We start from the raw sequence: 23,138 nt of genomic DNA, 5'->3' as shown, positions 1-23,138 counted from the left end.
GGCAGGCTGTGACCGTACACGGGGTCATGGGGCGGCATTGGCAGTAGAATCGGAGGTTCCGCCCGGCGTACCGGGCGTCTTCCCCCTCATCCTAAACGCCTATCTCCATGTCAGCTCCCCACTCTACCGATCGTTGGATCGTCCTCAAGTTCGGCGGCACCTCGGTGTCGCGTCGTCATCGCTGGGACACGATTGGGAAACTGGCGAGCAAACGGGCCAACGAGACCGGCGGCCGCGTGCTGGTGGTGGTGTCCGCACTGTCGGGCGTGACCAACGAACTCACCGCGATTGCCGATGGCGCCGCCGACAGCGCGCAGCGCGTGGCGGCGCTGGAGCAGCGTCATCGCGAGTTCCTGGCCGAGCTGGAACTGGATGCCGATGCAGTGCTGGGCGAGCGCCTTGCCGCGCTGCATGCATTGATCGGCGATGCGCGCGCGGCAACCCGCACGCTGGACTGGCAGGCCGAGGTGCTGGGGCAGGGTGAGTTGCTGTCTTCCACCATCGGTGCGGCGTATCTGCATGCCAGCGGCCTGGACATGGGCTGGCTGGATGCGCGCCAGTGGCTGTCGGCGCTGCCGCCGCAGCCCAATCAGAGCGAATGGTCCAAGCGTCTGTCGGTGTCCTGCCAGTGGCAGTCCGACGCCGACTGGCGCGCGCGTTTCGCTGCGCAGCCCACGCGCCTGCTGATCACCCAGGGCTTCATTTCGCGGCACGCCGATGGCGGCACCGCGATCCTGGGGCGGGGCGGTTCGGATACCTCGGCGGCGTATTTCGGTGCGCTGCTCGGCGCCAGCCGGGTGGAAATCTGGACCGATGTGCCCGGCATGTTCAGCGCCAACCCGAAGGACGTGCCGGACGCGCGGCTGCTGACCCGCCTGGACTATTACGAGGCGCAGGAAATCGCCACCACCGGTGCCAAGGTGCTGCATCCGCGGTCGATCAAGCCATGCCGTGATTCCGGCGTGCCGATGGCGATCCTGGATACCGAGCGCCCCGATCTGCCCGGCACCAGCATCGACGGCAATGCCGAGCCGGTGCCGGGCGTCAAGGCGATCAGCCGGCGCAACGGCATCGTGCTGGTGTCGATGGAAGGCATCGGCATGTGGCAGCAGGTGGGCTTCCTGGCCGATGTGTTTACGCTGTTCAAGAAACATGGCCTGTCGGTGGACCTGATCGGTTCGGCCGAGACCAATGTCACCGTGTCGCTGGACCCGTCCGAGAACCTGGTCAACACCGATGTGCTGGCGGCGTTGTCGGCCGATCTGTCGCAGATCTGCAAGGTCAAGATCATCGTGCCGTGTGCGGCGATCACCCTGGTCGGGCGCGGCATGCGCTCGCTGCTGCACAAGCTCTCCGACGTGTGGGCCACGTTCGGACAGGAGCGCGTGCACATGATCTCGCAGTCGTCCAACGACTTGAATCTGACCTTCGTCATCGACGAAGCCGATGCCGATGGCCTGCTGCCGATCCTGCATGCGGAACTGATCGACAGCGGTGCGATGCCGGTGAGCGAAGGCGAGGTGTTCGGGCCGCGCTGGCGCGAGATCATCGGCTCGGTGCGCCCGCGGCCCACGCCGTGGTGGCATGCCGAGCGCGCGCACCTGCTGACACTGTCCAAGGCCGGCACGCCGCGTTACGTCTATCACCTGCCCACGGTGCGTGCGCGGGCGCAGGCGCTGGCGCAGATTGCGGCGGTGGATCAGCGCTATTACGCGATCAAGGCCAATGCGCATCCGGCGATCCTGATGGCGTTGGAACAGGCCGGGTTCGGGCTGGAATGCGTTTCGCACGGCGAGCTGCGCCGCGTGTTCGATACCTTGCCCGAGCTGTCGCCGCGACGCGTGCTGTTCACCCCGAGTTTCGCGCCCAAGGCCGAATACGAAGCCGGATTTGCGCTGGGCGTGACCGTCACCGTCGACAACGTCGAAGCATTGCGGCGCTGGCCGGAGGTGTTCCGTGGCCGCAACGTGTGGCTGCGCATCGACCTGGGGCATGGCGACGGCCATCACGAGAAGGTCAACACCGGCGGCAAGGCGTCCAAGTTCGGCTTGTCGTCCACGCGCGTGGATGAGTTCGTGGAAGTGGCGCGCACGCTGGAGGTCACCATCACCGGCGTGCATGCGCACCTGGGCAGTGGCGTGGAGACCGGCGAACACTGGCGGATGATGTACGACGAACTGGCCGGCTTCGCGCGCCGCATCGGCACGGTGGAGACCATCGATATCGGTGGCGGCCTGCCGATTCCGTACAGCGCAGAGGACGAACCGTTCGATCTGGAGCTGTGGGCCAAGGGCCTGGCCGAGGTCAAGGCGGTGCATCCGGGCTACCGGCTGGCGATCGAGCCGGGCCGCTACCTGGTGGCCGAAGCTGGCGTGCTGCTGGCGCAGGTGACCCAGGTGATCGAGAAGGACGGCGTGCAGCGCGTGGGCCTGGATGCAGGCATGAACACGCTGATCCGCCCCGCGCTGTACGACGCCTGGCACGACATCGAAAACCTCAGCCAGCTCGATGCGCCGGCCAATGGCAGCTTCGATATCGTCGGGCCGATCTGCGAATCCTCCGATGTGTTCGGCAAGCGCCGTCGTCTGCCTGCCGCCACCGCGCCGGGCGATGTGATGCTGCTGGCCGATGCCGGTGCCTACGGCTACTCGATGGCCAGCACTTACAACCAGCGCGAATTGCCGCGCGAAGAGGTGATCGATGCGCCCGCAGGCTGAGTTCATTGCACTCAGTACGCTGGCCGGTGGTGCTGCGATCGTGTTCGCCACCGCGCTGCAGCAACTGAGCCTGGGCATGCCGTGGAGCGACACCTTCAAATGGGCGCTGCCCGCGCTGGTCGCCGCCGGTATCGGCGCATGGTTGGCCGGGCGTTGGCAACGTCGGCGCGACGCGCGCGGTCCCACGCGTCGCAGTGGCGGAATGGCGGTGCGCACGGTGCTGTTGAGCGCGCTGAGTTATGTGCCGGTGGTGGCGCTGTATCTCGCCATCGCCTTCGCGGTGTCCGGCGATGCCACGGCTGCACGTCCGGATGTGCTGTTGCTGGCGGTGCTGTTCGGTTGCCTGCCGCTGCTGTGGGCTGCGGTGCCGTTTTCCATGATTGAATATGTCCTGTGCCGGCGTTATCTGCGTCGCGTACGTGTTCCTGCAGGTAGTCCATGAGCGCTTTCGACAAACACCAGATTTCCACCTTCCGTTTCGTGCGTTGCGCACTCGACGCGCAGACCGGCGTGGCGACGCTGGTGTATGCCTTCGATCAGGGGCCGGAACTTGTGGAAACCGTTGCCGTGCCCGGCGCGCCATTCGTGCTGGACGGCGCGCGTGCCGCCGCCGTGCAACAGGCCTTGCAGTTGCTGCACCTCATTGCGGGCGTGAGTTACTACAAGGCCGCAGTGCCGCCGACCATTGCCATCGACAGCTACAGCATCGATGCCGATACCGCTGCGCTGGTGGAAAGCGTCTACCTGCACGGCCTGGGCGAGTTCGCCTATCGCAATGGCTTGAACCTGCACGGCAAGATCCACTTGCCGGTGGCTGCGCCGGCTGCTGCCGATGCGCCGGCGCTGGGCCTGCGCGAGCATGCCCTGGTTGCGATCGGTGGCGGCAAGGATTCGCTGGTCAGCATCGAAGCGCTGCGGCATGCCGGTGTCGACCAGACCGTCAGCTGGATCGGCGGCTCGCAGCTGATCCGTGCCTGCGCCGAGCGCACCGGCCTGCCAGTGCTCAATATCGGCCGCGTGCTGGCGCCGGAATTGTTCGAGCTCAATCGCCAGGGCGCCTGGAACGGGCATATCCCGGTCACGGCGGTGAACTCGGCCATCCTGGTGTTGTCGGCCTTGCTCAATGGCGTGGACCAGGTGGTGTTTTCCAACGAGCGTTCGGCCAGTTACGGCAGCCAGATTCCCGGCACCGGCGAGGTCAATCACCAGTGGTCCAAGGGCTGGGCGTTCGAGCAGGCGTTCGGCGATTACGTGCAGCGGCACGTGGCGGCCGACCTGCGCTATTACTCGCTGCTGCGGCCGTTGTCGGAGCTGGCGGTGGCGCGCCAGTTCGCCAAGACCGATCACTACGACGCGCATTTTTCCAGCTGCAACCGCAACTTCCACATCATGGGCGAGCGCCCGGTGCACCGCTGGTGCGGGGTCTGCCCGAAGTGCCATTTCGTGTTCCTGGCGTTGGCACCGTTCATGCCCAAGACGCGGCTGGTCAAGATCTTCGGACGCAATCTGCTCGACGATGCAACCCAGGCCGGCGGCTACGATGCGCTGCTGGAATTCCAGGACCACAAGCCGTTCGAATGCGTCGGCGAAGGCCGCGAATCGCGCGCGGCGATGGCGGTGCTGGCCAGCCGTGCCGAATGGAAGGAGGACGCGCTGGTGCTGCGTTTCATCCGCGAGATCCAGCCGCAGCTGGACCAGCAGGCGCTGCAGCTGGAGCCGTTGCTGGCGATCGACGGCGAACACCGGATTCCGTCGGCGCTGTGGGAGCGCGTGCGTGCGAATTTCGCAGCTTGAGGGCAAGGCGGTTGCGTTATGGGGCTGGGGGCGCGAAGGGCGCGCCGCGTATCGCGCACTGCGCGCCGCGTTGCCCACGCAAACGCTGACGGTGTTCTGCAACGCCGACGAAGCGCGCGAGCTCGAGACGCTGGCCGATGCTGCGTTGCATGTGGAAACCGACGCCAGCGCGCGGGCGCTGGGCCGGTTCGATGTGGTGGTGAAATCGCCCGGCATCAGTCCGTATCGCCCCGAGGCGCACACCGCCGCAGCCGAGCACGGCACGCAATTCATCGGCGGCACCGCGTTGTGGTTTGCCGAGCATGCGCAGCCTGACGGCTATGTGCCTGGCGCCATCTGCGTCACCGGCACCAAGGGCAAGAGCACCACTACCGCGCTGCTGGCGCATCTGCTGCGCGCGGCCGGCCATCGCACCGCCCTGGTCGGCAATATCGGCCAACCCTTGCTGGAAGTGCTGGCGCCGCAACCGCCGCCGGGCTATTGGGCGATCGAGTTGTCCAGCTATCAGACCGGCGAAGTGGGGCGCAGCGGCGCGCGTCCGGAATTGGCGCTGGTGCTGAACCTGTTTCCCGAGCATCTGGACTGGCATGGCGACGAGGCGCGCTACGTGCGCGACAAGCTGGCGCTGGTCACCGAAGGCCGCCCGCGCATTGCCTTGCTCAATGCCGCCGATCCGCATCTGACCCAGTTGCAGTTACCCGACAGCGAGGTGCGTTGGTTCAACCATCCCGATGGCTGGCATCTGCGCGGCGATGTGGTGTATCGCGGCGAGCAGCCGGTGTTCGACACCGCCAACGTGCCGCTGCCCGGCGAACACAATCGGCGCAACCTGTGCGCGGTGCTGGCAGCGCTGGAAGCCCTGGGGCTGGACGCTGCCACGCTGGCGCCGGCCGCAGCGGGCTTCCGCCCGTTGCCGAACCGCCTGCAGCTGCTCGGCAGCGTGGACGGCATCAGCTACGTCAACGACTCCATCAGCACCACCCCGCATGCCTCGTTGGCGGCGCTGGCCTGCTTTGCGCAACGCCGTGTGGCCTTGCTGGTCGGTGGCCACGATCGCGGGCTGGACTGGCAGGATTTTGCCGCGCAGATGGCGCAGCAGGCGCCGCTGGAAATCGTCACCATGGGCGCGAACGGGCCGCGGATCCATGCGTTGCTGGCGCCGCTGGCCGTAAGCGGCCGCTTCGGCCTGCATGCTGCCGACGACCTGGAACACGCGATGCGGCTGGCGCGCCAGGCGCTGGGCGAGCAGGGCGGCGTGGTGCTGCTGTCGCCGGGTGCGCCCAGCTTCGGCGCCTATAGCGACTACGTCGCGCGCGGCCGCCATTTCGCCCAGCTGGCCGGATTCGATCCGGCGGCGATCAGCGCGATTCCCGGCTTGGGCGTGCAGTAGCGCTGCGTTGCGCGCACGCGGAGCGACGGCGCCATCCGCCCCGGGGTTTTTCGACGGCCGTGGCAGAACGCCGACGCGATCGGTCCGTCGGCATCCACGCTGACCCGGCCTGCACGGCGGCAGCGCCTACACTCGCCGGACCTTCCCGGGAGCAGACACATGCACAAGCAATGGAGATGGCGTGGCGTTGGGTTGTTCGGTGTCTTGGCGTCGCTGGCGTTGCCCGCCGCCGCAGCGATGCAGGCCAAACCGCTGGAATGGACGATCGGCAAGGACACCTTCAGCGGCGTGCTGGTCTACGACGACGCCGGTGCCGCCAAGCGCCCAGGGCTGGTGATGGTGCCGAACTGGCGCGGGGTCAACGATTCGGCGGTCACCAAGGCCAAGCAACTGGCCGGCGACGACTACGTGGTGCTGGTTGCCGACGTCTACGGCAAAGGCAAGCGTCCGGCCAACGACAGCGAGGCCGGGCAGTTTGCCGGTGCGCTGAAGAAGGACCCGCCGACGCTGCGCGCCCGCGCGCTGAAGGCGGTGGATGTGCTCAAGGCGCAGGCCGGCAAGGCGCCGCTGGATGCATCGCGCATCGGTGCGGTGGGATTTTGCTTCGGCGGCACCACGGTGCTGGAGCTGGTGCGCGCCGGTGCGCAGCTGGCCGGTGTGGTCAGCCTGCACGGTGGCATCGCCACGCCCAGCCCGGCGACGGCCGGTTCGGCCAGGACGCCGCTGCTGGTGCTCAATGGCGCCGACGACAAGAGCGTGAGCAAGGCGGACATCGCCGCCTTCGAAACCGAGATGAATGCGGCCGGCGCGGACTGGCAGTTCGTCAATTTCAGCGGCGCAGTGCATTGCTTTGCCGAAGCCGATGCCAACAGCCCGCCAGGCTGCCTGTACAACCCGCGTGCGGCGAAACGTGCCTACCGCATGCTCGGCGATTTCCTCGACGAACGCTTTGGCGATTGACGAGGTGGCCAGAGGCGGCTGACCGCCGCACTGGCGGTCGTCGGGTGTGGCGGATGGCGCGCAGACATGCGATGCGGGAGTGGGGTGCCGATCCCGGACATGGATCGGATCGCGCACGCAGCGTCGGTGTGTGATGCGTTCAGAGGCCGTGTGACAAGGCGCCGCAGCCCCGGCATGGGTTGCGGCAGCGTTTCCGCCGGAAAGGCGAGGGTGCCCGTCGGCTGTCAGCCCGTTCAGTGAGCGCGGCAGGCGAACCTGCCGCCGCCCGGCTCAATGCGTGCGTTGCACCGCATACCGCGCTAGGCCACGCAATGCGGCAACCGCGGGGCTGGGCGGCAACGTGTCCAGCGCCTGTTCGGCAGCGGCGGCATATTCGGCCGCACGCTGGCGGCTGTAATCCAGGCCGCCGGTGGCATGAATCGCCGCCAGCACTTCGGGCATTGCGCTCGCATCGCCTTGTTCGACGATCTGGCGCAGGCGCTCCCGGGTGCCCGCATCCGAGTGCGCCATGGCGTGGATCAGCGGCAGGGTCGCCTTGCCTTCGGCCAGGTCGTCGCCCAGGTTCTTGCCCAGGTCCGCGGCGTCGGCGGCGTAGTCGAGCACGTCGTCGGCAATCTGGAAGGCAAAGCCTAACTGCATGCCGTAGTCGTACAGGCGCTGCTGCACCTGCGCATCCGCGCCCGAGGCCAGCGCGCCCAGGCGGGTGCCGGCGGCAAACAGCACCGCGGTCTTGCGCTCGATCACGCGCAGGTAGGCGGCTTCGTCGGTGTCGGGGTTGTGCACGTGCAGCAGCTGCAGCACCTCGCCTTCGGCGATGCGGTTGGTGGTGTCGGCCAGGATCTGCATGACTTCCATTCGATCCAGCTCCACCATCAACTGGAAGCTGCGCGAATAGAGGAAATCGCCGACAAGCACGCTGGGCGCGTTGCCCCACAGCGCATTGGCGGTGCTGCGCCCGCGGCGCAGGTCCGATTCGTCCACCACGTCGTCGTGCAGCAATGTGGAGGTGTGGATGAACTCGATGATCGCCGCCAGTTGATGGTGCTCCGGACCGGAGCCGCCAGCGGCGTGGCCGGCCAGCATCACCAGCATCGGACGCAGGCGCTTGCCGCCGGCGGAGATGATGTGATCGGCGATCTGGTTGATCAGCACGACATCCGAGGCCAGACGGCGGCGGATCAGCGCGTCGACCGCGGCCATGTCGGGCGCGGCGAGGGACTGGATCTGGGGCAGGCCCAGGACGGTAGGGAGGTCTTCGGCGATGGTCATGCGCAGGCGTTCGTGATGTGCGCCGATTATAGGTGTCTGGGCCAGATCCGTCCCGCTGGCCGTGTCCAAAGGCCTCCGGCGTGGCCGCAAACCCTTGCGGCGCCAGCGTCGGGCCTGTCCGGGAGCGTCCGGATTCCGACCTGCCGGCGCGGCATTTCCCGGCCCGGCGCTGCGGCGATCCGCCGGGACCGTGGCCGGCAGGTGCGGTAACATTGGCACCAAGACATTCACCGCCGCGCCCATTGGCGCCGGCGCACCATCTCGGAAGCATCTATGGCCCGCGGCATCAACAAAGTCATCCTCGTCGGCAACCTCGGCAACGATCCCGACACCAAGTACACCCAGGCCGGCATGGCGATCACGCGCGTGAGTCTGGCCACCACCAGCATGCGCAAGGACCGCGATGGCAACAACCAGGAGCGCACCGAGTGGCACCGCGTGGTGTTCTTCGGCAAGTTGGGCGAGATCGCCGGCGAGTACCTGCGCAAGGGCTCGCAGGTGTACGTCGAAGGCGAACTGCGCTACGACAAGTACACCGGCCAGGACGGCGTGGAGAAGTACAGCACCGACATCGTCGCCAATGAGATGCAGATGCTCGGCGGCCGTGGCGAAGGCGGCGGTGGTGGCGGCATGGGCGGCGATCGCCCGCAGCGCAGCCAGGCGCCGCGCCAGCAGCAAGGCGGTGGCGGTGGTGGTCAGGGTGGCGGTCAGGATTACGCCCCGCGTCGTCAGCAGCCGGCCCAGCAGCAGTCGGCACCGCCGATGGACGATTTTGCCGACGACGATATCCCGTTCTGATCGGCAGCCAGCCTGTTTGTCATTCAAAAGGCCCGCATCGTGCGGGCCTTTTGCTTGCCGGTTGCTGATTGCATCGACGCAGGCCGGGCTGTTCCGAAGCTCCCTGGACGTGCAGACCTGGTCGGTACGACGGTGCCGCTCACCAGTCTCGACCAAGCGTGGCTAACAGCACCTCGCGCGCAATCGTCAGGTGGCTGAGAACGCCGCGCACCTATGGGGTGTCTGCCTGACACGTGCCGATTCCGGACATGAGCCGCGCCCACCTGGCGTTGCGCGCAGTTTTTACTGTCAGGTGCGCTACGCCGACGTCCGATCGCGGCCGTTCTGCTTGGCGCGATACAAGGCCGAGTCGGCGTCTTGCACGAAGGCATCCGGGGTGCGTGGCGTTTCGCCCGGTTCGAACGTCGCGACGCCGACGCTGACGGTGACGTGTGCGCTGGTCGGGCTGGACAGATGCATCAGCCCGAGCCCGGCGACGGCGCTGCGAATTGCGTCGGCCAGCCGCAGTGCGCCGGCGGCATCTGTCTGCGGCAGGATCATGCCGAACTCTTCGCCGCCGTAGCGCGCGGCAATGTCTTCGCTGCGCCGTGAGCAACCGGCAATCGCGCCTGCGACCAGGCGCAGGCAGGCGTCACCGTTAACGTGGCCGTAGGTGTCGTTGTAGAGCTTGAAATGATCGACATCGATCATCAGCACCGACAGCGGTGCCTGTCGATGCACAGCCTGCTGCAAGGCACGCGAGAGCCGGTGGTCGAACGCACGGCGGTTGGCAATGCCGGTGAGTGCATCGATCCAGGCTTCGGAGCTGAGCTTGTCCTCGTTGCGATGCATGCGGCGCAGTTGCAGATCCAGCCAGATACCGACGCCCAACAACAATACGCATCCCAGCGCGGCGATCAGGATTCGCTGGCGTGCGGATTGCCGCCAGTTGGCCAACGCGTCATCGACGGCGACCCCGGTCAATACGGTCAATGGATAGGCCTGCGCTGGCGCAAAGCTGGAAATGCGCTCCACGCCGTCGATCGGCGAACGATAGGTGGCCGTGCCATGCCTGCGCGCACGCATGGTGACGTAGATCGAAGTGCCTGCGATCGAGGTGCCGATCACGCCCGGTTTGTCGGGCCGGCGCACCAGCACGATGCCGTCGTCATTGGTCATGCCGATGGTGCCGTTCGGGCCGACCTCGAAGGTGCTGTAGTAGTTTTGGAAATACTTCAGTTGCAGCGTGACCAGGACCACGCCGGCAAATTCGCCGCGGGGGGTATTGAGGCGCCGGCTCAAGGTGAGCACCCAACTGCCATCGGAGCGGCTCTGCACCGGCGGCCCGACCAGCGACAAGGCGTCGCGATGATCGCGGTGATATTTGAAATAGGCGCGATCGGCGTTGTTGTGTTTCCTGGGCGTGCTGTCCAGTGACGAGCTCACCCAGCTGCCGTCGGCTGCATAGATGAAGATGCCATGCAGCCGGTCCGAGCGACGCGCTTCATGCACCAGAAAGTCATGCATGACCGGTCCCGCACTGGCCGAGCCCTGGTCGTGCTCCACCCGCGACACCAGTCCCGACAGCACGGCATCGGCGATCGTCAGGGTATCGCTGGCATGCTGCGCCAGCGAATTGGCGAGATTCAACGATTGCGCTTCGGCGGTACGCAGCGCACTCGTACGCTCGTCGTGGATGGACCAGTATTCCGAACCAAGCAGCAGCAGGCACGAAATGCCCAGCACGAAGTGCAGCGCGATGCGTTGTGCTCGTTGCCGTCGCCGCTTGCCGGGTGATGTCACGGGAGTTACCTGTCTGGACATCAGAACGTTGCAACCGCCGTGCCAGCTTAGCCGTGGGCGCTGGGTGGAATCGTTTGCATCGTGAGGCGCAATGCCGATCTGTGATTGATGCCTCATGCGTTGCACGGCAGCTCGCCCGGTATGCGACTGCGTTGCTGTCCAGCCTGCTGTCGTTACGCGCTCGATGCTGCTACGAAATCGCGAGCCCAGAACAGATTCCAAAGCCAGCTCGACTGCATGCGGATAACGCCCGGCGTGTTATCCCGAAGATCGATCACAGCAAGGAGCGCCCCATGCGCGCGATTCGTTTAGCTCAGCCTGCAGGCCTGAATGCATTACATGGTGTTGCCTTGCCCGACCCCGGGCAGCCGGCACGCGGTCAGATCAGGGTGCGGCTGCATGCAAGCTCGTTGAATTTCCATGACCTTGGCGTGGTGTCAGGGCAGATGCCGACCGCTGACGGCCGTATCCCCATGTCCGACGGTGCCGGCGTGGTCGAGGCCGTCGGGCCTGAGGTGGATGAGTTCGCCGTTGGCGATCATGTGGTGTCCACCTTCTTCCCCGAGTGGCTGGATGGCGAGCCGCTGCATGCCGGCTTTGCCACCACGCCCGGCGATGGCGTCGATGGCTATGCACGCTCTGCGGTGGTGGCCGCCGCCCATGCGTTCACACACGCCCCGGCCGGCTACAGCCATGCCGAAGCGGCGACCCTGACCACGGCCGGCGTCACCGCATGGCGCGCCCTGGTGGTCAACGGCGGACTCAAGGCCGGCGACAGCGTGCTGGTGCTCGGCACCGGCGGCGTATCGATCTTTGCATTGCAGTTCGCCAAGGCGATGGGTGCCACCGTCATCGCGACATCGTCGTCCGACGAAAAACTGGCCAAGGCGCGCGCGCTGGGCGCAGACCATGTCATCAATTATCGACAGCATGCCGAGTGGTCGGCGCAGGTGCTGGAGATCACCAATGGCCGTGGCGTGGATCACGTGGTCGAGGTCGGTGGGCCGGGCACGTTGGCGCAATCGATCCGCGCTGCGCGGGTTGGCGGACATATCGCCTTGATCGGCGTATTGACCGGTGCCGCGGGCCCGGTGCCGACCGCGGAAATGATGGGCCGGCAGCAGCGCCTGCAGGGGCTGGTGGTCGGCAGTCGCACGCATCAACAGCAGCTGGTGCGTGCACTGGATGCCTTGCCGCTGCGGCCGGTGATCGATCGCGCCTTCGCGCTCGACGATATCGCCGACGCCTTCGCGCTGCAGCAGGCAGGCGGCCATCTGGGCAAGATCGTGCTGGAATTCTAGAAGCGGTTGAAAACGTGCCGCGCTTGCCGTCAGGCGGGCGCGGCCGCTGCGTGGGATCGGAATGGATCACTTGCACACATCGCGATTCCACGCTATCCACACTCGCCTGACGGCCGATCGCCACGCGCTGGCGGCCGCTCAAGAGCGGTCGTTCGCATCCGGATGTTTTCGATGCAGCGCATCCGGATTCGGAAGACAAGCACCGCGTGGTGGATACCGAAGCCAGCGCGCTGACGCAGATGACGTCGTCGTTGTCAGCACCTGTAAAGGTCTCGAACTACTCCAGAACCTGAGGCGCGCTGCCAAACGCGAGCTGCCTGCAGCACGCACGATCGTTGTGCAGCGAGTACGCAACCCATTCCAACAATGATGAGCGCGTTTCATAGGCGCATGCAGTCCATGCCGTCAATGCCCGCCTGCAGCGCCTCTAGAATCGGGCCATACCGCCGATTCGCGCCCGCACACACTCGCCGCATGCTCACGCGATTGTGACCGGCCGCGCTGCACATTATTTAAGAACTGTATAAGCCAGCATTGTTGGAGATGCCAGCCATGAGAGATATCAAGATGACCCGTCGCGAGGTACTGATCGCTGGCACGGCGTCGGCAGCCAGCGTTGCCGCAACCCAGTCGATGGCGGCCACTGCCGCCAATGCGATGTCGCAGCGGCAGGCAGTCGAGCCTGCCAACGCATCGAGCCAGGTCGCGTTCGAAGTCAACGGCAAGCCGGTGACGCTGACCCTGGACAATCGCACCACCTTGCTGGATGCCCTGCGCGAACACCTGCATCTGACCGGCACCAAGAAGGGCTGCGACCATGGCCAATGCGGTGCCTGCACCGTGATCGTCGATGGGGAGCGGATGAATTCCTGCCTGTCGCTGGCGGTGATGCATCAGGGCGGCAAGATCACCACCATCGAAGGACTGGGCACGCCGGACAAGTTGCATCCGATGCAGGCGGCCTTCGTCAAGCACGATGGATACCAGTGCGGCTACTGCACGCCCGGGCAGATCTGTTCGGCGGTGGCGGTACTGGACGAAGTCAAGCGCGGCATCCCCAGCCATGTCACTGACGATCTGACCGCCAAGACCAGGCTCACCACGCCGGAATTGCAGGAGCGCATGAGCGGCAACATCTGCCGCTGCGGTGCGTATTCCAACATCGTCGATGCGATCAATGATGTTGCGGGAGAGCGCGCATGAAGGCGTTTAGCTACGAGCGTGCGACTTCGCCCGCCGACGCTGCGGCCAAGGCCGCGCGCCAGCCGGGTGCCAAGTTCATCGCTGGCGGTACAAACCTGCTCGATCTGATGAAACTGCAGATCGAGACGCCCTCGCACCTGATCGATGTCAACGGGTTGAGCCTGGATACCATCGAGGAAACACCCGATGGCGGCCTGCGCATTGGCGCCCTGGTGCGCAATACCGATCTGGCAGCCGATGCCCGTGTGCGTCGCGATTACGCCGTGCTGTCGCGCGCATTGCTGGCAGGTGCGTCGGGGCAGTTGCGCAACCGCGCCACCACCGCAGGCAATCTGCTGCAACGCACGCGTTGCCCGTATTTCTATGACACCAACCAGCCATGCAACAAGCGCCTGCCGGGCAGCGGTTGCGCGGCGATCGGTGGCTTCAACCGTCAGCTGGCGGTGATCGGCGTGAGCGAGGAGTGCATCGCCACCCATCCCAGCGACATGGCCATTGCCATGCGCGTGCTGGATGCGGTGGTTGAAACGGTGCGTCCGGATGGGCAGACGCGAGCGGTGCCGTTATCCGAGTTCTATCGTGCGCCTGGCAAGACACCGCACCTGGAAACCGTGCTGGAACGTGGCGAATTGATTACTGCGGTGAGCCTGCCCAAACCGCTCGGCGGCACGCATGTCTACCGCAAGGTGCGCGATCGCGCCTCCTACGCATTCGCCCTGGTGTCGGTTGCGGCGGTCGTGCAACGCGATGGCAGCGTGCGTGTCGGCGTCGGCGGTGTCGCCCACAAGCCGTGGCGCAGCGAGGCGGCCGAAGCACAGTCGCGCCAGGGCGCACGTGCGATTGCCTCCGTGCTGCTCGACGGCGCACAACCCACCGAACACAACGCCTTCAAGCTGCCGCTGGTTGAGCGCACCTTGACCGCGATCCTGGCCGACACGAGGGCCTGATATGAAATTCGACACTCCCGCCAGTACCAATCCCATCGACCAGCTCAAGGTGGTCGGCAAGCCGGTCGATCGTATCGACGGTCCACTCAAGACCACCGGGCAGGCGCCGTATGCATATGAGCATCACGATCTGCCTGGCCGTGCCGCCTATGGCCATATCGTTGGCGCCGGCATCTCCAAAGGCAGCATTCGCAGCATCGATCTGAGCGCCGCGCGCAATGCGCCGGGCGTGCTCGGCATCGTGACTGCGCAGAATGCAGGCAAGTTGCAGAAAGGCAAGTACAACACGGCCAAACTGCTCGGCGGCCCGGAGATCCAGCATTACCACCAGGCCATTGCGGTGGTGGTTGCCGAGACCTTCGAGCAGGCACGTGCCGCAGGCCAGCTGATCAAGGTCGACTACGGTCGCCATGTCGGCGCCTACGATCTGGAAAAGGCCCGCGATGGCGCCAAGGTCACCAAGGAGGGCGGGGCACCGAACAGTGCGGTCGGCAATTTCGATAGCGCCTTTGTGGCAGCGCCGGTGCAGCTGGATGCCGAGTACACCACGCCCGATCATTCGCACGCGATGATGGAGCCGCACGCATCGATCGCGATGTGGGAAGGCGACAAGCTGAGCGTGTGGACCTCCAACCAGATGATCGACTGGAGCGCGGGCGATCTGGCCAAGACGCTGGGGATCCCGCGCGAAAACGTGCGTCTGATGTCGCCGTACATCGGTGGCGGCTTTGGCGGCAAATTGTTCCTGCGTGCCGATGCGGTGCTCGCCTCGCTGGCCGCGCGCCAGGTCGGACGCCCGGTCAAGGTGATGCTGCCGCGGCCGCTGATCTTCAACAACACCACGCATCGCCCGGCCACCGTGCAGCGCATCCGTATCGGTGCGCAGCGTGATGGCAAGATCACCGCGATCGCGCACGAGAGCTGGTCCGGCGACCTGCCCGAGGGCGGCCCGGAAATCGCGGCCGCGCAGACCCAGTTGCTGTATGCCGGCGCCAATCGGTTGATTTCCACGCGCCTGGCGGTGCTCGATCTGCCCGAAGGCAACGCGATGCGTGCGCCGGGCGAAGCGCCGGGTCTGATGGCGCTGGAAGTGGCCATGGACGAGATGGCCGAGAAGCTGGACATGGATCCGGTCAAGTTCCGCGTCGTCAACGACACCCAGGTGGATCCGGAAAACCCGCAGCGTCCGTTCTCGCAGCGTCAGTTGGTCAAGTGCCTGGAAGACGGCGCAAAGCGTTTCGACTGGTCCAAGCGCAAGGCCAAGCCGGCCAGCAACCGCGATGGGCGTTGGTTGGTCGGCATGGGCGTGGCGGCCGCGTTCCGCAACGCGCCGGTGATGACCTCCGGTGCACGCATGCGGCTAGAGCAGGGCGGCCGGGTGGTAGTGGAAACCGACATGACCGATATCGGTACCGGCTCCTACACCATCATTGCGCAGACCGCTGCGGAGATGATGGGCGTGCCGCTGGACTGGGTGGATGTGCGCCTCGGCGATTCCAGCTTTCCTGCTTCGGCCGGTTCCGGCGGCCAGTGGGGTGCGAACAGTTCAACAGCCGGTGTGTATGCCGCGGCAGTGAAACTGCGCGAAGCCGTCGCCAAGCAGCTGGGGCTGGACCCGGCCAAGGCCGAATTCGCCGACAGCCATGTGCGTGCCGGCGGCAAGCGCATCGCGCTCGGTGATGCCGCGGCCAATGGCGCCCTGGTGGTGGAGGACAAGATCGAGTTCGGCGAGCTTTCCAAGACGCATCAGCTGTCGACCTTCGGCGCGCACTTTGTCGAAGTCGGCGTGGATGTCGCCACCGCCGAGGTGCGCATCCGCCGCATGCTGGCGGTGTGCGCGGCCGGACGCATCCTCAACCCCAAGTCTGCGCGCAGCCAGGTCATCGGCGGCATGACCATGGGCGCGGGTGCAGCGCTGATGGAAGAGTTGGCGGTGGACAAGCGGCTGGGCTTCTTCGTCAATCACGACCTGGCCGGTTACGAAGTGCCGGTGCATGCGGACATCCCGCATCAGGAGGTGGTTTTCCTGGAAGAAAGCGACCCGATGTCGTCGCCGATGAAGGCCAAGGGTGTGGGCGAGCTGGGCATCTGCGGCGTGGCAGCGGCGATCGCCAATGCGGTCTACAACGCCACCGGCGTGCGCGTCCGCGATTACCCGGTGACGCTGGACAAGCTGCTGCCGCATCTGCCCGAGTTGCTGCGCGCGTGAGTGCGGTGGTGGCCCCGGTCACGCATGCAGCGCCGGCCGAGCCGGCGTGGCCGGCATGGCCGAGCTATGCACTGCACGATGACCTGCTGCCCACGCTGACCGCCTGGCATCGGGCGGGGCAGCGCGTGGCCATTGCCACGCTGATCGACGTGCAAGGCTCGTCGCCGCGCCCATTGGGAAGCGAGATGGCCATTAGCGCCGATGGCCGGGTGGCTGGCTACGTCTCCGGCGGCTGCGTGGAAGCGGCAGTGGCGCACGAGGCCAGCGCCGCCTTGCGCGACGGCATGCCGCGCTGGCTGGACTACGGCGAGGGCAGCCAGGTGCTGGACATCCAGCTCAGCTGCGGCGGCCGTATCGGCGTGCTGGTCTGGCCGGTCCAGGACCTGGGCGAGCATCTGGCGCGCTGGCGCAATGCGCGCCAGCACCGTCGCCCGTTCCATGTCGCGCTGGATCGGAGCACCGGCGCCGTCCGTTACCCGGTCAGCGCGCAGGACCTGCGTCCCGATGAATTCCTGCGTACGCACCGGCCGCCGCTGCGGCTGGTGCTGGTCGGTGCCGATCCTGCGCTGCTAGTGCTGGTGTCGCTGGCCAGCCAGATGGGCATCGAGGTACGCGTGCTGCGGCCGCATGGTCCCAGCGAACCACCGCCCGGCCTGGCCGCCGACCATTACGATCGCCGTGCATTGGGCGACGCGCTGCAGGACCTGCATCTGGATGCGGACACGGCGCTCTACAGCCTCGCACATGACGGCGACAGCGACCTGCAGGTCGCCTGCCGCGGGCTTGCCTCCAGGGCTGCCTGCATCGGCATCCTGGGCAGCCGCCAGAAGCGGGAAGCACGCCTGCAAGCACTGCGTGCGCTCGGCTATGACGATGCCGCGCTGGCCAGATTGCGCTTGCCGGCGGGCTGGCGCATGGGGCGCTCCTCCCCGCATACGATTGCACTGGGCATCATTGCCGAAGCCACCCAGGCGGTCGCCGATGGGCAGGCTACTGCTGCGTTGGCTGGCTAGGAACGGCCACCAAGACGGCGGCGCTCACCGCCATGCAGAGCGCGGACAGTAGTCGTAGGTACCACTCATACTGCGATTGCTTGGCGCCATCCGCATCGGCTTGACGACCGCTCGCTACGTTCCGTTAGCCACTCCGAGCCGTGTCGCCGTGAGGTCGGAAGGGCACTTCAATCGCGCGTTTGCATTAACTTCGATACGAATTTCAATGTGCAGTCGCCAGATGGTGGATGCGTGGTTGTCGATAAAGTTTCTGGTGCTGAAAAGTATCCGTCTGGAGGGTAAGTAATTTTTGATATGCCTTTTAAGGCATGCTCTTGTGATCCGCGCTTCTGCCGGTAACTGCGCCATCCAACGCTGGCAATCAGTCGCTGCCGTCGTGATCGCAGCGCTACTGCAGCTCCGCACATTTCTTCGTCATGCTGCCGCAGCAGTGCAATGCGCAACGGTCGGGTGGTAGACGTCGGAAAGCGTCATTACCTGGATCGGAGAATGCGTTGCATTTAGTCACTCCGCGCGCACAGTTACCTCTTTAGGCTGGCGCATCCCCAATATGCACACCACGTCGCCATGACCGAATTACTTGATCACTACGACGACGTCTCTGGCGACGCAGCTCGATTGCCGTCGCCTTTTGTTGCCGGTCATCTCGGCCAGGTCCGGAGCAGTGCGCTCGTCGATGTGTGCCCGACCTTGCGTACGTCGCGCCATCGTTCGCCGCGCGCCCTGGCATCGGACGCATGAGCAGCGATCACGTTGCGCTGCTGCTCGCCGCGGGTGCAGGACGTCGGCTAGGGCGTTCCAAACAATTGCTGTTGCGCGACGGCGAACCGTTGTTGCGGCGTTTCGCACGCATCGCGCTACAGACGGCGCCGCGCCGCTGCGTGGTGGTGCTGGGCGCCGATGCCGACGCATTGAGCGAGGTCCTGCAAGGCCTGGAGGTGGAAGTGCTACGTCATGCCGACTGGGCCGCCGGCATGGGCTCCAGCCTGGCGGCGCTGCGCCAGCATGTGCAGGACGATACGTCGCTGAGGCGCAGCCTGATCCTGGGCTGCGACCAGCCCGCGCTGGATACGCCGCATCTGCGCGCCTTGCTGGAAGAAGCGGACCGGGCCGCATCCGGATGCGCCACCAGCGGGTACGCCGGTGTGCGTGGTATCCCGGCGGTGGTCACCCATGCGGCCTGGGCCGACGTGCCGCTCCACGGTGACAGCGGCCTGCGCGGCTTGTTCGCCGGCCTGGACGTGCAGAGCTTGGGCTGCGTCAGCGCCCCGGCGCTCGCGCTGGACGTGGACACGCCCGCCGACCTGGTCGCAGCGCAACAGCGTGGCTGGGTGGATGCGGATTGAGACACCGTGACGGGTGCTTGACGCGCTATCCGGCAGCCTGGTGGCTAGGTTGTCTCACGACCACAGCACGAGCGCTTCCCTGATCACCAGGACATAGCCCACCACCATCGCGGTCTTGACCGGAAACTGGAACTTCCTGAGCAGATGCATGCGACCCCTCCCCCGAGGCATCTTCAAGAGCGACGAATTCCCCCGCGCCGTCTGCGCCCGTTGACGGCCAGCCGCGACGTCTGGTCGCCGCTCGAGCGCGAATTTAGCGCCAGCTTCGATCGGTGTCACGTAAGAATTTTCCTACCTTCATGCCAGTGTCCGCCCGACGGCGTTGGCATTAGCAAAAAGACATGCTGGCTATGCCGGACGCGGGGCCCTAGGCCACTCTCCCGCGGCCCCTTGAGTAAGGGCGCGCCGGCATCCCCAACGGGACCCCGGCACTCCCATCGCTGGTGCGCTGCGCCATTGCGCGCCGCCCACTTCTGTCGTTGTACCGCTGCATCTGCCGGCCGGAGGCCCTGATGGACGAGTCCCGTTATGTTGTGCGTATTCATCCCGAACAGGGCGGTTGGTGGGTGACCCGGCCGCAGTGGTCGCCGCTGCGTTATCTGCGCGAGCAGGGCGCGCTGGAAAATGCCGAATTGATGGCCAAGCTGCATTGCATGACCACCGGTCAGCCCAGCGGCGTGGTGTTGAAGACCGCCGAAGGCGAACGCGTGGTGCGCCGCTACGGCTGACCGAGCCGGCCGCTTGCAGGAAGCGCAAGGAAGACGCTGACGATCCTGCCCGGGCAGGGTGGCCGACCACTTGCACCCGGCAACCCTAGCGCAGTGCGCCAGCCGGCGGCCTTGCAGTCACGCCGGGAGTCGCCTGCGGATCCAGTCGACTGGACACGACCGATCGGCCATTCTTGCTGCGATCCGCACCTTGGCGGCCCCTGTCGAGAATGTCGCCCCTAGTGAATGCCGCCGGTTCTGCCTTGATCCAAAACGATATCGTGGTCTTCGGCCTGATCGCCGCCACGCTGGGAGCGGTGTTCTGGACCTCCTCGCGCGAGCAGGGGATGTGGCGACGCTTCTACGCCGTGGTGCCGGCGCTGCTGCTGTGTTACCTGCTGCCGGGCATCTACAACACCGTCGGCCTGATCGACGGTGCCAATACCCGCCTGTACAACCCGATCGCGCGCGACGTGCTGTTGCCGGCCGCGCTGATCCTGCTCACGCTGAGCATCGACCTGCGCGCCATCCTGGGGCTGGGGCCCAAGCTGGTCGCCATGTACCTGGGTGCGTCACTGAGCATCATGCTGGGCGCGGTGGTGGCGTTCTGGGTGATGGGCTGGGTGCATCCGGCCACGGTGGCCGGCGATACCTGGGCCGGCATGGCCGCGCTGGCGGGAAGCTGGATCGGCGGTGGGGCCAACATGCTGGCGATGCGCGAGGTGTTTGATGTGGATGCCACCACCTTCGGGCAGTTTGCAGTGGTGGATGTGGGCGTCGGTTATGTGTGGATGGCGGCGCTGATCTTCCTGGCCGGGCGCGCGCGCAGCATCGATGCGCGCAGCGGCGCCGATACCCGCGCGCTGGATGCGCTGCAGGAGCGCATGGCGCGGTTCCAGGCCGAACACGCGCGCATTCCCAGCCTGGCCGACCTGATGCTGATCGTGGCGGTGGCGTTCGGCGGGGTCGGGCTGGCGCACGCGCTGGCCAGTCCGCTGGCTGCGTGGTGCAAGGCCAAGCTGCGCTGGTCCAGCCAGTTCAGCCTGGACACGCCGTTCGTGTGGGTGGTGGTGCTGGCAACCAGCATCGGCTTGCTGCTGAGCTTCACCCGTGCGCGCACGCTGGAAGGAGCCGGAGCTTCCAGGATCGGTTCACTGCTGCTGTACTTCCTGATCGCCTGTATCGGCATGCAGATGGATCTGCTGGCGCTGCTGGACCGGCCCTGGCTGTTCCTGCTCGGGCTGATCTGGATCGCGGTGCATATCGGGTTGCTGTGGGGCCTGGGCCGCCTGTTGCGGGTGCCATTCTTCTATTTCGCGATCGGCTCGCAATCCAATATCGGTGGGCCGGCCTCGGCACCTGTGGTGGCCGCCGCGTTCCACCCGGCCCTGGCCCCGGTCGGCGTGCTGCTGGGCACGATGGGCTACGCCACCGGCACCTATCTGGCCTATCTGGTCGGCATCACCTTGCGCGCGATGGCGGGAGCGGGCTGACCGACCGTCGCACGGTCGGTGTAGTCGTCGGGGGGGGGGGCAGGAAGTGCCGGGGTTACCTGGAGGTATCACGCATTGGCGCAGTGCCGGATGTACTGGCTACATCCCTTCGGCGAGCGCTTGCGAGGTGCTGTCAGCCTTGAGGCGGGCACTGGCCAGCGCCAGTGCCCGGTCATGGTTACTGCTGAAGGCCGCGCCGCTGCGCTTCCTGCTGCGTGCTTTGCTGCGACTGCTGCTGATTGTGCTGCTGCAGCTGATCGACATTGCCGTGCGCCGGCTCGTTGGCCGCCGAGGCAGTCTGCACATGGCTACGCAGATGCGCCGGGTCGTCCATCCGGCCTTGCACCGCAATCAGGCTGTCGCCGTCGCGGTTGGGCACCAGGTGGTCGATCCGCTGCAGGCCGTCGCTGCTCGCACGCGCGGCCACGCTGGCGGCGGTGTTGAGAAACGCGGTGTCGTCACGCAGGCCCAGGCGTTCGCGCTGGCCGTCCAGGCGCACCACCGCGTCGTTGAACAACTGGCTGCCTGCACCTTGCGCCTGCCCGGGCGATTGCATCTCCTGTGCCTTCATCACCGAGTCCATGCCGTGCAGGTCCAGGCGATGCTTCAACATCATGCCCGGCACCAGGCGTCGTCCGAACGACAATGGGTCCGGTTCCGGCAGCTCGATCTGATGGCCGGCCGCATTGGGCATCGCCCACTTCAGCGGAATGCTGTCTTCCTGCAGATGGGTGAGGATCTCGTTCTTGACGTGGTAGCCGCGGATCAACTCGCTGCTGGCGTAGTCCTTGGCTGCCGAGGCATCCAGGCCCTGGCGTTCCAGCGTGCGGTCGTTGACGCCGGCGGCGTTGTAGGTCACGGCGGGGATGTCGTTGACCATCGCCGACGCGGCCGCCAGGCCGCCGCCGAGCGAATGCCCCGAGATCACCACCTGGTCGCCGAACGCCTGCTTGGCCTGGCTGCCGAGCTGGATGGCAGACGCGTATTGCGCGTCGTCGAAGCCCAGGCCCTGGCCAAGATTGTGCTTCCAGTCCTTGCCTTCGTCGGTGCCGCAGAAGCCGAGTACCACCTGGCCCTGTTCGTTGCGGTAGAACGCGGCATCGAAGCCGCTCTTGGCATCGTGCAGCAGGCCGGGGTCGATGCCCGCCCGTTGCAGCGTGCTGTCGTCCATGCGCGTCCAGCCGTTGGGCAGCGGCGCAAAGGTTTCGGCGCCGCCTTCGCGTCGCTGCGAGGCAGTGGCATAGAGGTCTTGCAGCAGCGCCGGGAACTGGCGGTCTTCCGGCTGCGGTTGCTGTCCACGCATCGACTCTGCGAATGGGGTGGACGAGGAATTTGACGGGCTCATGCGCGGCTCCTTGCGTTCGTCGTGCGAAAAGCCCGCTTAGCGGCTGCTTTCCACGGGAATGTTGTGGGCGCTCAACCATGCGCGCACGTCCGACCTGGCTTGCTGGCCGGCGGCATTGAGCAGGCGGTCCGGGGTGGTGAAGAAATACGCCTGGAAGGTCTTCTGTTGCGCGTTGCGCAGCGTGGGATCCACCCCGGCCTCGAGCAATTGCAGCACTGCCGGGCTTGCCGCGCCGCTTTGTGCGGCCAGGTGCAGCACGCTGTTGCCGGTATTGTCGACGCGCTGTAGATCGGCGCCTGCTTCGATCAACAACGCGGTCTGCGCATCGCGCTTGCTCTGCACGGCGCGGAACAACGGCGTCCACCCGGCGCGCGCGCTGACCACATCGACCGGCGCCTTGTGCTGCAACAGGATGTTCAGATATTCCGCATCCTTCGCCATGGCCGCCATATGCACGACCGTTTCCTGGTCCATGCCCGGCAACGACGGATCTGCGCCGGCATCGAGCAATGCCGCAAGGGCACGGGGTTGTTCGTTCCAGATCGCCCACTCGAGCAAGGTGACGTTCTGGTCGCCGTGTGCGGCGAGATCGACTGTCGGTGCGAGCGTGCGGATTCGGGCGACATCACCGTGCGCGATGGCGTTGGCGATATCGGTCAGGCCGGGGTCGCGGAAGGCAACGGTGTGGTCCTGCAGCGTAGCTGACATGGTGGTTTGCTCCTTGGCACCGGGCGAGGCGGTGCATGAGACCGCGAAAAACGAGGTCGCAAGAACGAGCAGGGTGGGGAATCGCGTCTGCATCGAAATCTCCTTCTCCTGATCGCATTCCTGGTGGCACTGCGGTGTGTCCTTCCGCAGCCGGGC

18 protein-coding genes are annotated in these 23,138 nt (G+C 66.1%); 14 read left to right on the top strand and 4 right to left on the bottom strand.

The window, feature by feature from the left end; all coding sequences use genetic code 11:
* Positions 1–107: 107 nt before the first annotated feature.
* The 5 genes from ABQ039_RS13375 (at position 108) to ABQ039_RS13355 (ending at position 6,861) form a co-directional block, all read left to right on the top strand.
* On the top strand, positions 108–2,717 hold the full coding sequence (locus ABQ039_RS13375) for a bifunctional aspartate kinase/diaminopimelate decarboxylase (RefSeq protein ID WP_104553034.1): 2,610 nt from the start codon (positions 108–110) through the stop codon (positions 2,715–2,717).
* Positions 2,701–3,159: a membrane protein gene (locus ABQ039_RS13370; RefSeq protein WP_039813229.1), complete on the top strand. Its 459-nt coding sequence runs from the start codon at positions 2,701–2,703 to the stop codon at positions 3,157–3,159. Before ABQ039_RS13375 ends, ABQ039_RS13370 begins: the two co-directional genes overlap by 17 nt.
* Entirely contained in the window at positions 3,156–4,511 is a 1,356-nt protein-coding gene (murL, locus tag ABQ039_RS13365; RefSeq protein WP_167763938.1) for a UDP-N-acetyl-alpha-D-muramoyl-L-alanyl-L-glutamate epimerase, read from the top strand. The genes ABQ039_RS13370 and murL overlap by 4 nt, the downstream gene beginning before the upstream one ends.
* Positions 4,492–5,901, top strand: coding sequence for a UDP-N-acetylmuramoyl-L-alanine--D-glutamate ligase (gene murD / locus ABQ039_RS13360; protein WP_349778036.1), 1,410 nt, complete (start codon positions 4,492–4,494; stop codon positions 5,899–5,901). The genes murL and murD overlap by 20 nt, the downstream gene beginning before the upstream one ends.
* Before the next feature lie 159 nt (positions 5,902–6,060).
* A complete protein-coding gene (locus ABQ039_RS13355) occupies positions 6,061–6,861 on the top strand; it encodes a dienelactone hydrolase family protein (RefSeq protein WP_349778037.1) in 801 nt (266 codons plus the stop codon).
* Between the two features lie 270 nt (positions 6,862–7,131).
* Here ABQ039_RS13355 and ABQ039_RS13350 read toward each other — a convergent pair whose 3' ends face one another.
* Entirely contained in the window at positions 7,132–8,130 is a 999-nt protein-coding gene (locus tag ABQ039_RS13350; protein ID WP_016902370.1) for a polyprenyl synthetase family protein, read from the bottom strand.
* Positions 8,131–8,403: 273 nt separating this feature from the next.
* On the opposite strand from ABQ039_RS13350, the gene ABQ039_RS13345 reads away from it, so the two are divergent.
* Positions 8,404–8,928, top strand: a complete 525-nt coding sequence (locus ABQ039_RS13345; RefSeq protein ID WP_016902371.1) for a single-stranded DNA-binding protein — start codon at positions 8,404–8,406, stop codon at positions 8,926–8,928.
* Positions 8,929–9,225: 297 nt separating this feature from the next.
* Here the strand turns inward: ABQ039_RS13345 and ABQ039_RS13340 are convergent, their stop codons facing one another.
* Entirely contained in the window at positions 9,226–10,731 is a 1,506-nt protein-coding gene (locus ABQ039_RS13340) for a sensor domain-containing diguanylate cyclase (protein WP_349778038.1), read from the bottom strand.
* Positions 10,732–11,003: 272 nt separating this feature from the next.
* Between ABQ039_RS13340 and ABQ039_RS13335 the strand changes: the two genes are divergently transcribed.
* The 8 genes from ABQ039_RS13335 (at position 11,004) to ABQ039_RS13300 (ending at position 20,929) form a co-directional block, all read left to right on the top strand.
* The gene (locus tag ABQ039_RS13335; protein WP_065032554.1) at positions 11,004–12,011 is read left to right on the top strand and encodes an NAD(P)-dependent alcohol dehydrogenase; all 1,008 of its coding nucleotides are present in this window, start codon (positions 11,004–11,006) and stop codon (positions 12,009–12,011) included.
* Positions 12,012–12,563: 552 nt separating this feature from the next.
* Positions 12,564–13,214 (top strand): aldehyde dehydrogenase iron-sulfur subunit PaoA, encoded by a 651-nt coding sequence (gene paoA / locus ABQ039_RS13330; RefSeq protein WP_374057802.1) that lies wholly within the window; start codon positions 12,564–12,566, stop codon positions 13,212–13,214.
* Positions 13,211–14,161: a xanthine dehydrogenase family protein subunit M gene (locus ABQ039_RS13325; RefSeq protein WP_039526229.1), complete on the top strand. Its 951-nt coding sequence runs from the start codon at positions 13,211–13,213 to the stop codon at positions 14,159–14,161. The genes paoA and ABQ039_RS13325 overlap by 4 nt, the downstream gene beginning before the upstream one ends.
* Position 14,162: 1 nt before the next feature.
* On the top strand, positions 14,163–16,370 hold the full coding sequence (paoC, locus tag ABQ039_RS13320; protein WP_104573633.1) for an aldehyde oxidoreductase molybdenum-binding subunit PaoC: 2,208 nt from the start codon (positions 14,163–14,165) through the stop codon (positions 16,368–16,370).
* Positions 16,367–17,383, top strand: coding sequence for an XdhC family protein (locus ABQ039_RS13315; protein WP_046343577.1), 1,017 nt, complete (start codon positions 16,367–16,369; stop codon positions 17,381–17,383). Before paoC ends, ABQ039_RS13315 begins: the two co-directional genes overlap by 4 nt.
* A gap of 737 nt (positions 17,384–18,120) precedes the next feature.
* Positions 18,121–18,729 (top strand): nucleotidyltransferase family protein, encoded by a 609-nt coding sequence (locus ABQ039_RS13310; RefSeq protein ID WP_046343576.1) that lies wholly within the window; start codon positions 18,121–18,123, stop codon positions 18,727–18,729.
* Between the two features lie 512 nt (positions 18,730–19,241).
* Positions 19,242–19,457: a hypothetical protein gene (locus ABQ039_RS13305; protein WP_024939372.1), complete on the top strand. Its 216-nt coding sequence runs from the start codon at positions 19,242–19,244 to the stop codon at positions 19,455–19,457.
* A 221-nt stretch (positions 19,458–19,678) separates the two neighbouring features.
* Entirely contained in the window at positions 19,679–20,929 is a 1,251-nt protein-coding gene (locus ABQ039_RS13300; RefSeq protein ID WP_349778092.1) for a DUF819 family protein, read from the top strand.
* 178 nt (positions 20,930–21,107) lie between these two features.
* On the opposite strand, the gene ABQ039_RS13295 is transcribed toward ABQ039_RS13300, so the two are convergent.
* Together ABQ039_RS13295 and ABQ039_RS13290 are read right to left on the bottom strand one after the other, a co-directional pair.
* Positions 21,108–22,274, bottom strand: a complete 1,167-nt coding sequence (locus tag ABQ039_RS13295) for an XVIPCD domain-containing protein (protein WP_154832369.1) — start codon at positions 22,272–22,274, stop codon at positions 21,108–21,110.
* A gap of 36 nt (positions 22,275–22,310) precedes the next feature.
* Positions 22,311–23,075 carry an ankyrin repeat domain-containing protein gene (locus ABQ039_RS13290; protein ID WP_184456981.1) on the bottom strand — a complete coding sequence of 255 codons (765 nt, stop codon included), beginning with the start codon at positions 23,073–23,075 and terminating at the stop codon, positions 22,311–22,313.
* Positions 23,076–23,138: the final 63 nt, after the last annotated feature.

Origin of the sequence: Xanthomonas sp. WHRI 6108 (assembly GCF_040202385.2) — a bacterium.
GTDB classification, from domain to species: Bacteria; Pseudomonadota; Gammaproteobacteria; order Xanthomonadales; family Xanthomonadaceae; genus Xanthomonas; species Xanthomonas arboricola.
This window is presented reverse-complemented; position numbering and strand designations above follow the sequence as displayed.